Here is a 12,270-nt window from a genome sequence, read left to right on the forward strand (position 1 = left end):
ATTCTTTGAACCATATGATCAAAGTTAAGATTTTTAGAAGCTAAAGCAAGATGCACTAAAGTGCATAGTTTTAACTACTTTTGAGACCAATAAATTTAACCATCCTCTTGTGTGTGAATGTGGATTATTAAATTCACCTGTTTGTTTCATACGATTATATTTTAAATTTTGTCTGGTAAAACCTTCTCCTGGCTTGTTTCACCTTAATAAATTGTATTTTTCTATAAATAGCTCTGATTAATTCCTTACTTAAATAACTTTTGCGAGAAAACACTTAAGTAATTACGCCAGTTATTCCAGGTATGTCCACCCTCTGTTTCTAAATACTCATATTTAAATCCTTTTTCATCCAGATTCTTTCTGAAGTTTTGCATTCCTTTATAAATCAACACATCATCACTACCGATGCCAATCCAATATAATTTGAAACCATTTTCTTTTTGTTGAGTAAGTTTCTGATCCACATCTTTATAAATGTATGATGGAGGTGTTGGACCTGGACGTACGCCTATGGCAGCAGAAAACAAGCCAATATAATCGAATTTATTTGGGTAATTCATTGAAATATAAGCCGTATGATATCCGCCCATTGATAAACCAGCTATGGCACGTCCTTCTTTTTTATTGATGGTACGATAATTACTTTCAACAAAATCCATTACATCCTGAAATGTTTCTTCAAACTTTCCATCCATGGTATGAGGCAACATAAAATTAGGTCGTTCCAAACCATTGCTTCCTTTTCCGGGAGCAGCTTCCTGCACTACGTTACCATTTGTCATCACTACAATGGCAGGAACCATTTTTCCCTGACTGATTAAGTTATCAAAAATTTGTGCTGATCGTCCTGTACCTAACCATGCTTCTTCATCACCTCCTACGCCATGTAATAAGTATAAAACAGGATACTTATCTTTATTATTTTCGTATCCGGCAGGTGTGTATACCGTTAGTCTTCTGTTTTTATCATTTCCTTTCGATTCGTACCATCTAAACGAAACGGTACCATGAGGAACCTGTTGAACTTTGTATAAATCGGCTGTACCATCTTCAATAATAAAGATATTTGAAATATTAGCCACATCTCTAATAACATGAGCATTACCCGGATCAATGGTTCTAACACTATCTACTTCAAAATGATATCTGTATAATTCAGAAGGAAGAACCTGAGTTGTAAAAGACCAAACTCCATTATCGCCTTTTTGCATTTCGTATGAAATATTTGCAAAGGCTTTTTCGCTATTTAAATTACCTGTAACAAGAACTTTATCTGCACCTGGTGCTTTAATACGGAAAGTAACCGTATGGTCGGCATTAACAACAGGAGATTCTATACCTTTCGGTTGAAAAATATCCTGTTGAGCATGGAGCGAAAAATAGAATAATCCGGTAATTAATAGTATTATGACTCGTTTCATACGTTTTATATTTGATTTTTATTGCTTGTGTAGATTTGATTGGGTGAAGTAAAAAGAATCTCAGATATCGTATTTAATACCTGAGATTCGATTATAATGTGTCGAGATAATCTATTTCAACTTTCCTCCGTAAACAGGGAACATACTAGCATCTCCGTAATCTTTAATTTGCTCCATATTGTACAATACGTCCATATCTTCCTTGGAGATTTCAAAATCAAGGTCTGCGTTATTTTTCATGTGTGCAGGATTAGCTGTTTTAGGCAATGGCAGTAATCCTAGCTCAATACAGTAACGAATAGATAACTGAGGTACTGAAACGCCGTATTTATCAGCCATTTTAGTAACTGCATCATTTTTCATTAACTCACCATGTGCTACAGGAGAATATGCTTCAACAAGAATATCCTGTGCTTTGCAATAGTCAATTAATTCTTTTGGTGTATTACTAATATGTGCTAGTATTTGATTTACCATTGGTTTAACGGTACAAGTTTCCAGAATATTTTCCACATCCTCTTTTTGGAAATTCGATAAACCAATAGCCTTTAATTTACCCGCTTTATAAGCTTCTTCTAAGGCTTTCCATGCTTCACGGTTTCCTTCAGCAAAAGAATCTTCTTCGTGAAATTCCATCCATGGTTTTGGGCTATGAATAATCATCATATCAATATAATCCAAGCCCATTGTAGCAAGAGAACCTTCAATTGCAGCAACTGCTTCATCATACGATTTAACCTCTGCAGCCAATTTTGTTGTTACAAACAATTCTTCTCTGGGCACACCGCAAGTTCTAACACCCTCACCAACACCTCTTTCATTTTGATAAGCCTGAGCTGTATCAATATGTCGGTAACCTAAATCCACAGCATCTTTAACAGCTTTTACTGCATCAGCATCACTAATAAACCAGGTTCCTAATCCTAATTTAGGAATTTCTAATCCGTTTGATAATTTATATGTTTCTTTTAAAATCATAATAATTTGTTTTAATTAATTAACTATTAAAATGTAGCAGCATCAATTACATATCTGTAACGTGCTTTTTTGTTCTCTACATTCTTCCATGCTTCGTTTATTTCTTCTGCAGAAATCATTTTAATTTCAGGTTTCACACCATTATCAGCACAGTAATGAATCACTTCCTGAGTTTCCGGAATTCCACCAATTAACGATGCATTAAAATTAACACGAGTAGCAGCTAAAGCTATATTGCTTAGATTAATAGCAAATCCTTCAGGCATACCTACATAAGTAAAATTTCCGTAAGGTTTAACACATGCCACATATGGCGCCGCATTAAACTGATAAGGAATAGTACAAATCATGTAGTCCAGCTTTTTAGCATATGCTCCCATGCTACTGAATTTTTCATCTACTACAATCACCTCTTTGGCTCCCCACGATTTAATATCATCAACTTTGTCAGGAGATGTTGTAAAAGCATATACTTCAGCACCTTTTGAAACGGCTAATTTCACAGCTAAATGGCCTAATCCACCAATTCCGGCAACGCCTACTTTGTCTCCAATTTTAAAATCCTCTTTCATTAAAGGAGAATATGTTGTAATACCAGCACATAATAAAGGTGCAGCTTCCTGAAGAGTAATATGTTCAGGAATATGGACCGCAAAATGATCTCTTACTACAATATTGGAAGCATAACCGCCCTGTGTTATACCTGTTGGTGATTTTTTATCAGGATATCCATAAGTAAATAAGGTCTGACCATTTTCGCAGTAATGCTCCTCTCCGTGAGTACAGCTGTCGCAAGTCATACAGCTATCCACCATACAACCTACTCCAGCACGATCACCAACTTTGAATTTAGTTACATTTTTACCAACTGCAGCCACAATACCTACTATTTCGTGACCAGGGATCTGAGGATATTGTTGTGGTCCCCAGTGACCTTTCATCTGGTGAATATCTGAATGGCAAATACTTGCATATTTTACATCAATTAATACATCGTTATCACCTACAGGACGACGTTCGAAGTCCCAAGGTTTTAGCTCGCCTGACGTATCGAAAGCGGCATAACCTTTCGATTTTATATTATGACTCATATTATTTGAATTTATACTGCCTGCAAAAGCTGACATTGGATTACTTAATAAAAAAGAAGCACCTGCTCCTGCTAAAGCTGTTTTTTGAAGAAAATCTCTTCTTGACTGTTTTTTGTTGATTTTATTTTCACTCATAATGATACATTTAAGTAATTAAAAATTAAGTCAATAAATTGATAGGCTTTGATCAACCATATCATTATATAGTTTAGTTTATTTCTTCAATAACCTTTGCAGGAATACCTGCGACTACTGTATTAGCTGAGACATCTTTTGTTACAACAGATCCTGCCGTAACAACAGCATTCTCTCCTACTGTTATTCCCGGTAAAATCGTTGCACCTGCACCAATAGTTGCATTTCTTTTGATAATTACCGGTTTTGCCCCCAAAGCTCTTCTTTCTGATGGTTTAACCGGATGTTCTTCTGTTACAATATTTACTTTAGGACCAATCAACACATCATCTTCTATTGTAATGGTACCCATATCGAGCAATGAACAAGAGTGATCGATACATACATTTTTTCCAATACGGGTAAAAAGACCAATATTTACAAAGACAGGTGGCTTAATGGTTGAAGTTACATCAAGCATATTTCCTGAGATATTGCTCCATTGCTTTCGAACTGAATCAGGATTTGTTGTGGCATTAAGATTAATAAGCAAATTATTAGTTCGAGAGGCAGCTTCTGCTATTTGATGATGTGCAGGATCACTGTATGGAATCACTTCACCACTTTGTAATCTTTGAAATACATCTTTATTCATTAGTTTATTGGAATAAATATATTTTGTAATAAAAGTTCGTAAACCTATTTTAGTTAAGAAAATTTTCAGGTTTAAATATTTCTGATCACTTTAGCCGGAACTCCACCAACAATTGTATTTGGTGGCACATCTTTATTTACAACCGCACCTGCAGCAACTATGGAATTTTCACCAACTGTAACTCCAGGTAAAATAGTAACACCTGCACTTAACCAGGCATTCTTTTTAATCACAATAGGTTTAACCTCCATTGCTTTCCTGTTAGTAGGATCAATAGGATGACCTTCTGTTATTAAATTAGCTTTAGGACCAATCAACACATCGTCTTCTATGGTAATAGTACCCAAAGCCAGCATGGTGCATGCATGGTTGATGTAAATATTTTTACCAACTGTTACAAATTCGGCATGATTTACCATTACAGGTATTTGAATATAACTGCTTGCATCCAAAGCAGTACCTGATAAATCGCCCCATAATTTGCGCAATGTATCAGGATCTGAGGTATTATTATACTTAACCAATAACTCAGTGGTACGAAGTCCGGATTCACTTACCTGTGTAAATTGAGGGTCACTGAAAGTAACCAACTCCCCTGCTTGCATTCTTTCAAAAACGTTTTTACTCATACCTTTTAAATTCTATTACTTTGCATTTTCAAATACTGTAGTAAGCATTTCTTTGGTGTAAAGTGCATCAGCACCTAACATTTGAGCTCCTGCAAATAATTTTTCAACCATCATTTCAATGCCTTCCTCAGGAATATTACCCTCTTTAAGCGTTACTGGAGCGCCAATTTTAGTATACCAATTTTTAAGTGCCTCAATACCTTCCTCTGCTGTGTCTTTATTGAAAATTTCTTTTGCAAAACGAGCAAAACGATCAGGTAATAGATTCATTTGCCATTTCATCCATGCAGGGACTACAATAGATAATCCGGCACCATGCGCAATGTTATATTCTGCCGACATGGTGTGCTCAATAAAGTGCGTATCAAATCGATTGTTTTCAACCCCACAGTTGGTTGTAAAGTTTAAGGCATTGGTAGCTGCCCATGCAAATTCTCCACGAGCTTCATAATTTCCTGCATCTTCCAACAACACTTCAGTTGTACGAATCACCGTTCTTAAAATATTTTCAACATATCCGGCAATATATTCAGGTAAATAAGTAGCTGTTAAGTACATGTCTAAACTGTGAGCAAAAATATCTGCTGCTGAATAGGCTAAATATTCTTTGGTAACAGTGGCTTGTAATTCAGGATTAACTACAGACACTGTTGGGAAAGTAGCTGTACTCCTGATACTCATTTTTTGCTTTGTTTCTTCGTTTGTAACAACAGCATAATTGTTCATTTCACTACCTGAAGCAGCCAAGGTCATTACTGAAAAAATTCTTAAAGCCTCTGTTGATTGAGCCTTAAATGTGAAGAAATCCCAAACATCACCTTCATAAACGGCTCCTGCGGCAATAGCTTTTGACGAATCTAATACAGAAGCTCCTCCTATACCAAGTATTGCATCCACATTTTTACTCTTAGCCAATTCAATACCTTCGTAAACTTTACTTAGAACAGGATTACTGATTATTCCACCTAATTCTTCGTATGCAATTCCTTTTTCATCCAGAGATTTGGTGACTTTACCGAATAAACCACTTTTTTTAATACGCTCTGAACCGTAAACAATCAATACTTTTTTAAGACCATACTCTGAAATGTATTGTCCCATTTGTTCTTCTTTTCCTTTTCCGAATTCAATTCGGGTAGGATTATAATATGCAAAATCTTTCATTTTTAACTTTTTAGATGATTAAACCTCTCTATTTCGAATTCATAGAACTGAGAATAAAATAGATATAGTTTATTTTTTTAATTCTTCAATCCAATCAATAACTTCACTGTTGTTTCTACTAACTGAGCCTCCATTTAAGGATAAGCCTTTTACTATTTTGGCAGAATGACAATATTTGGTAAAATCTCTCAGACTATTTCCTAATCCTCCACCACCGTGAGTACAAAATGGTATGATGGTTTTTCCTGAAAAATTATGATTCGATAAAAAGGTTAATATTGGAGCAGGAAATGTATTGCACCAATTGGGATAACCAATAAAAATGGTTTCGTAAGAGGCTATTGTATCCAAATCTTCCATAAGCTCAGGTCTTTGATCCTCACGTAACTCCAGTCTGGCTCTGTTTACAACATCACGATAAACTGAAGAATAGGCTTCCTCTGCACAAATTTCAAAAATATCACCTCCCAGCTGATTATGAATTTGTTTTGCAACAACAGCGGTGTTTCCGCTCCACGAAAAATATGCCACCAAAATATGATCTGATTCTTCCAATACCATTTTCTTTTGAAGTATTACACTATAAAAGTGTCCTAATAGTTTGTTATATAATCTGGAGATAAACATTTACTCTGCTAAAACGCTGGAATATTGTTCATCAGTTACTTTATCACCCCATGCAACATTTTGTCCATCTTTATAATTAGTTAGTGCAATATGAACAAACTCGCTATTAGCTGCAGCGCCATGCCAGTGATTTACATGAGGAGGAATATTAACCACATCACCTTTTTTAATTTTTCTTACAGGTTCACCTTCTGCTTTATAAAATCCTTCTCCTGCAAGTACTAATAAAACCTGACCTTTAGGGTGTGTATGCCAGTTGGTACGTGATTTTGCATCAAAAATGACGTTGGCAATGGAATATTCATTGTTCTCATCATTCTTTAACATCATATTTACTCCTACTTTTCCGGTAAAGAATTTATTTAGGAAATCACCCTGTGCAGGATTTTGTGTAAAAATTGGATCGATAGCATTTACTGCTTCAGCAAGTTTTGCAACTTCTTGTGTTTTTTCTGTTGGTTGACTACAAGAATATGCAGCCAGTAAAATGCTTAATGTCAATATGCTATTTAAAAATATTTTCTTCATAATATATTATTTTATTTATTTGTGTTTACTCTGTTTACAAGACCTTTTAGTATGGCACGACCTTCATTAGCTTCTGTTTCACCAACTGTTTTTTCAATAAGATCAAACATATCATTATACTGAGCTTCAGTAATACCTACGTTCATTCCAAAAAACAAATGAGCTCCTAATTGAGATCCAACACCAGACATGCTGGCTAAAGCTGCATTGGTCACTAATTCTCTTTGATGATATGAAAGCACATCACTTTCAAAGATATCTGCAAATAGATGCTCCTTTAAGAAAGCATCAATGCGTGGAGAAAACTCACCAAAACCTGGTGCCGGTTTAGATTGAGGCATTTTAGTTAATTCTTCTAATACTTTTCGCCCTCTTTCATAGCGGTCGCCTTCATTACTATGCATTTTAATTTCCTTGCCTTGTTTATCTGTAATACCTTTACTTTTTCTTTCATCAATCACTTTTCTGAAAGTATTGATACCATTTAAGCTTCTGGGGAAACCACAGTAAGCATAAAGTTGTACAAGAGCTTCGTTAATTTCGTTAATGCTTACTCCTGCATCCAGTCCTTCGTTTAAAGCTTCAGTTAATTCAGGAATTTTTCCCTGAGCTGTATAACTTGAAATAGCAACCAGACTTTTTTGCTGTGCATCTAATTTTTGATTGTCTGCTTTAGAATTCTTTGCTTCAGAATAAAATGATATACAAAGAACTGCAAGCATTAATGTTATAATACGTATTGTGTTTGATTTCATGTGTCTAAAATTTGTTTTATTTGGCCACATGGAACTCGCCTCTATAGTCATTCTCGTGTGTGAGAAGTTTTTATCATGGCTCGTTTCATGTGATTACTTTTCTTTTAATTGCTACATGGAACTCACCAATTTAATCATCCTCTTGTGAGTGAATTCGTTATCATGGCTCGTTTTAAAATTATTATATGTTTGTATTTATACAGTCTTTATAACTCTGCAAGGATTCCCTACAGCAACAGAACGTGGAGGAATACTTCTGGTAACAACACTACCGGCTCCAATGGTACATCCTTCACCAATTGATACTCCTGGTAGAATAACAGAACCGCCACCAATCCATACATTATCACCGATTTCAATTTTACTGCATGAAGATTCACCCTCTACCCTTTTTACAGGATCTGTTGGATGAATAGCCGTATACATCTGAACATTTGGACCAATAAAAGCATGATCGCCAATTATGATTTCGCCAAAAGGCTGAAATGCGCAGTTGAAATTTATAAATACCTTTTTCCCGAATTGAATTTTATTGCCACCATAATTACAATGAAAAGGCGGGTTGATCTGAACATCCTCAAATTTGCGTTCAAATAACTCTTCAAGATAGCTTATATCTCCGGTAGTATTAAACTTTAAAGTTAATTGAGCGGCTTCTTTGCGCATATTTACAAATTCAGGAGCAAAAGCATCATAGGTTACTTCCGGAAATTTATTGTTTTGTTTTATATCTTCCATAACCTTATTCTACTATTTCAAATAATGCATCTGATTTATTACAACTTGCGGTAAAAAGTTTCATATCACCATCAATCTTACCTAATTTTATTAGTCCGCCTGCATATCCAAAGCTTCTGTAAAATATGGCTAAATTTCCCCATGGAGAGTAATAGGTAATATCACCAACTTTTGCACTACATCCTGCCGGAGAGCCAGCAGTACTTAATCGTTGACTTAAATCACTAACTTTTTCAGTATTGGCATAATCGTTTAAGCTTAATGTTAAAGGAAATAAAGAGGCAAAATCACTTGCAGCTTCACAATCGTTTAAAGTTGCATTAAATACATTACCGTCAATTGTTATTTTAATCTTCATTATATTTATATTTTTCTATTGAGTTTTCTTTTCAACATGTAAAGGATTATTAAAAAAACAGTAATTAGAGTAGTCTTAATGAACTGAATGACACTAAAATACAATGCATTTATTATTAAACTCCTATAAATTTAGCACTATTCTTTTATTATTTTCTTAATAATCACAGGTTTATTTTTATCATGAATTTGCACTAAGTAAACGCCTGAATTGAAACCACTGATATCTATTTTGTCATCTTTGGTTCGTAAAATTTCCCGTCCGTTGGCATCCATTAAAGCTATAAATTCAAACTCTCCTGATATTTTCAATATATCATTAACAGGATTTTGATAAACTATATATGGATCATTACGATCTTGAATTTTTCCAATACTTGTAGGCTCATTGATAAGCTCTAATTTAACACTGACATCTCTGGTACCTAAAATGCTCTTTAACTCATTCTGAAATACATTATCTATTTTTCCCAGTCTTGTAAAATTCCATGAATTGGGCGCATAATATATAACTAAAGCACTCCCCTGGTATAAAATAATATCTCCTGGTTGTGTAGTAATTTGTTCATCGTTTCTTGGTAAAGTCGTTCCTATTGGGCCAACTTTTTCCATATTACCATAATCACTCATTTCAATGGTCAGTACTCCATCTTTTAACAATTCAATTAATGCTGTAACCGAAGAATTATCGACTAATGTAGCAGTAAGTACAGTGCTCTGATCAACCGTAATTTTAATTTTAGAACCTTGAGAATAGGCATTTAAAGCTATGCAATTAGTAATGATTATAAAAAGTAATGTTCTTAAAGAATACATAAAATTCGTTATCAGTTAAACTAATTAATATTGCTACATTACAAATATCATCAAAAACCATAAGATAGATTTACCAATATTACGGAGGCAGATACCCAGATTACGGAATATGATATTTTGATATCATAAAATACATAAAGCCCAATCTTAATACTGGTATACTACAAGTATAAATTCATTTTATACAGGCAATTAACTATAATGAAGTATCACTTCTAAAAGTGGAGTAACTAAAGCTATACTGCTAATAATTGTAGTTTTTTATAGGTAAGACTACGCCAGATCCACTCTACAGGACCAAATTTGAAATATCTTAACCAAATATTACTAACCAGTATTTGAAGTGAGAATAGTATTACTGCAAATATTGTCCAGGCCAGTGGACCCAATTGCTGCATAAAACCCAGGCCTATTCCATAAAAAACAATAATACCAACAACACTATGCATTATATAATTACTAAAGGCAGTTCGTCCAACTGCACAAACAGGTTTTAATAACTTTTGTATTACACTATTTTCATACAATAGCGCAATGATTAGCATATATACTAATGCCAATGGAAAAACACTGAATGCATAAACGATGGTATAATAAAGTCCTTTAACTTGTAATGCATAGTAGGCCGAGGAATCTTCAAAATAGGTAATTAACATATAATTTAGAGGTACAAAAACCATCAGGCCTATTATACTTACCCATAACGTTTTTTTTCTGTGTTTAAGAACTTTTGAATAGAACTCTGACCTTCCAATAACAAAACCTATTACCATTGCTCCCAATACCTTAGGAATACGACTTACGAAAAACAGATATGCAAATCGATAAGGGGCATCGCCAAGGGTTATGGCAATATTTGTAAAAATACTTTTACTTTCCTTTAATACCTGAGTTCTGCTCGTGTCCTGATCAATCCATCCATTCAATTGATAAAACTTTTCTCCTGCCATAGTTAAATACTCAGAAGGCCAATTAAACCATGAAAAGTTCATTTTAATGAAGTAGAGTACTATTGGTGATAATAACAATAATGCACCTGTAATAAGCAATGATCTATTGGATAGATTACGTAAGGCAATCAGAACAAAACCAACCAACCCGTATAAGAATACAATATCTCCTTCCCAAATTAAAAACAAATGAATTCCACCTAATAAAAGCATAAACGATAGTCGACGTCTTATAAATTTGGCAGTAGTAGCATCATCTTTTTTTGATTTTTTTAGCTGCAGCGCAATACCCCAGCCAAATAAAATACTGAAGATGGAATAGAATTTACCTTCGATAAATAAGTGTTGAAGTTTATGTACCAAATGATCCATTTCCGGAAACACAAAATAACCGTTAAAGCCCGGAGTAAATAAACAGAACCATCTGAGGTTAGCAATTAAAATAAAAAAAATAGCCAAACCTCTTAACAAATCCATATAATCTATTCGATTTCCTGCACTTACCGGAACAATTTTGTTTTTATCACCACTACCCAATGTCATCTATCTTAACTTTATTTTAATCATATTACTGATGCATAACGTATTTTACTATTTTATTATTTACCAAACACCATATCACATCAATAGTTTTATACAAATAAAGATTATTGAATTTTATTTTAACTACCCTTATTACGGAGGCAATTACCCATATTACGGAATATCATATTTTTAAATAATGCCAGTATAAACTTAAAATTAATACTACTTTACAAAACGCAGTACAGCATCATTAATATTGGATGTACCTTCACTGATTTCCAATGTTTTATTTTTTGCCGAATCATTGTTTAGTACTTCTAGAATTACATCTGCCGCAGCAACTCGAGGAATCTCTTTATTTAGGTCTTTAGGATTTAATTCAACCCTTATTTTTCCTGAGTCGGCGGCATCTGTTAAACGTACTGGTCGGATTATTGTATAATTAACACCACTCCTTTTAAGTTCCATATCAGCCAAATGTTTTGCAATATAGTATGGCTTTATATTGCTTTCAGACCAAAACGTTGGTTCATCAGCAAATGCGGCACTAACCATTACAAAATGTTTTATTCCCATTAATTTAGCTGCATTAATGCTTTTAATGGCGCCATATAAATCGATTTCAATTGTTTTATCATATCCTGTAGCTCCTCCTGAACCTGCTGTAAAAACAACTGCATCAAAACCTTTTATTGCTTCAGCAATTTCCTGTTCAGAACTCTCGAGACTTGCTATTTTATATGAAACTCCAATTGAAATAAAATATTCTTTCTGTGATTCATTTCTTATAAATGCTGTTGGCTCAAAATTTTCAGACCTGGCCATTTTTTCAGCTAATAATCTTCCTATTTTACCATTTGCGCCTATAATGAGTACTTTCATATATAAATTTACTTTTAATTGCCATATGGAACAGGCCATT

The 12,270-nt window shown here is 34.1% G+C and carries 14 protein-coding genes; all 14 read right to left on the reverse strand.

Annotation, left to right across the window (positions count from 1 at the left end; all coding sequences use genetic code 11):
• Positions 1-245: 245 nt before the first annotated feature.
• The 14 genes from OM075_RS12445 to OM075_RS12510 all read right to left on the reverse strand — a co-directional run bounded on the left by OM075_RS12445 (position 246) and on the right by OM075_RS12510 (position 12,230).
• Positions 246-1,421, reverse strand: a complete 1,176-nt coding sequence (locus tag OM075_RS12445) for an esterase (protein ID WP_301190847.1) — start codon at positions 1,419-1,421, stop codon at positions 246-248.
• Between the two features lie 111 nt (positions 1,422-1,532).
• Positions 1,533-2,399: an aldo/keto reductase gene (locus tag OM075_RS12450; protein WP_301190848.1), complete on the reverse strand. Its 867-nt coding sequence runs from the start codon at positions 2,397-2,399 to the stop codon at positions 1,533-1,535.
• Between the two features lie 26 nt (positions 2,400-2,425).
• Positions 2,426-3,625, reverse strand: a complete 1,200-nt coding sequence (locus OM075_RS12455; RefSeq protein WP_301190849.1) for an alcohol dehydrogenase catalytic domain-containing protein — start codon at positions 3,623-3,625, stop codon at positions 2,426-2,428.
• Between the two features lie 73 nt (positions 3,626-3,698).
• Positions 3,699-4,259: a DapH/DapD/GlmU-related protein gene (locus OM075_RS12460; protein ID WP_301190850.1), complete on the reverse strand. Its 561-nt coding sequence runs from the start codon at positions 4,257-4,259 to the stop codon at positions 3,699-3,701.
• A 71-nt stretch (positions 4,260-4,330) separates the two neighbouring features.
• Positions 4,331-4,888: an LbetaH domain-containing protein gene (locus OM075_RS12465; protein ID WP_301190851.1), complete on the reverse strand. Its 558-nt coding sequence runs from the start codon at positions 4,886-4,888 to the stop codon at positions 4,331-4,333.
• A gap of 15 nt (positions 4,889-4,903) precedes the next feature.
• Positions 4,904-6,052, reverse strand: coding sequence for an iron-containing alcohol dehydrogenase (locus OM075_RS12470; RefSeq protein WP_301190852.1), 1,149 nt, complete (start codon positions 6,050-6,052; stop codon positions 4,904-4,906).
• A gap of 69 nt (positions 6,053-6,121) precedes the next feature.
• Entirely contained in the window at positions 6,122-6,679 is a 558-nt protein-coding gene (locus OM075_RS12475; protein WP_301190853.1) for a flavodoxin, read from the reverse strand.
• Complete coding sequence (locus OM075_RS12480) at positions 6,680-7,207, reverse strand: (R)-mandelonitrile lyase (RefSeq protein ID WP_301190854.1); 528 nt, start codon at positions 7,205-7,207, stop codon at positions 6,680-6,682.
• Between the two features lie 11 nt (positions 7,208-7,218).
• Positions 7,219-7,962, reverse strand: a complete 744-nt coding sequence (locus tag OM075_RS12485) for a carboxymuconolactone decarboxylase family protein (protein WP_301190855.1) — start codon at positions 7,960-7,962, stop codon at positions 7,219-7,221.
• 195 nt (positions 7,963-8,157) lie between these two features.
• Entirely contained in the window at positions 8,158-8,700 is a 543-nt protein-coding gene (locus OM075_RS12490; RefSeq protein ID WP_301190856.1) for a sugar O-acetyltransferase, read from the reverse strand.
• 4 nt (positions 8,701-8,704) lie between these two features.
• Positions 8,705-9,058: a cyclophilin-like fold protein gene (locus OM075_RS12495; RefSeq protein ID WP_301190857.1), complete on the reverse strand. Its 354-nt coding sequence runs from the start codon at positions 9,056-9,058 to the stop codon at positions 8,705-8,707.
• Positions 9,059-9,195: 137 nt separating this feature from the next.
• Positions 9,196-9,873: a cyclophilin-like fold protein gene (locus OM075_RS12500; protein ID WP_301190858.1), complete on the reverse strand. Its 678-nt coding sequence runs from the start codon at positions 9,871-9,873 to the stop codon at positions 9,196-9,198.
• Between the two features lie 236 nt (positions 9,874-10,109).
• Positions 10,110-11,366, reverse strand: coding sequence for a DUF418 domain-containing protein (locus OM075_RS12505; RefSeq protein WP_301190859.1), 1,257 nt, complete (start codon positions 11,364-11,366; stop codon positions 10,110-10,112).
• A 204-nt stretch (positions 11,367-11,570) separates the two neighbouring features.
• Positions 11,571-12,230, reverse strand: coding sequence for an SDR family oxidoreductase (locus tag OM075_RS12510; RefSeq protein ID WP_301190860.1), 660 nt, complete (start codon positions 12,228-12,230; stop codon positions 11,571-11,573).
• Positions 12,231-12,270 lie beyond the last annotated feature (40 nt).

This window comes from Plebeiibacterium sediminum (assembly GCF_026013605.1).
GTDB lineage: Bacteria > Bacteroidota > Bacteroidia > Bacteroidales > Marinilabiliaceae > Saccharicrinis > Saccharicrinis sediminus.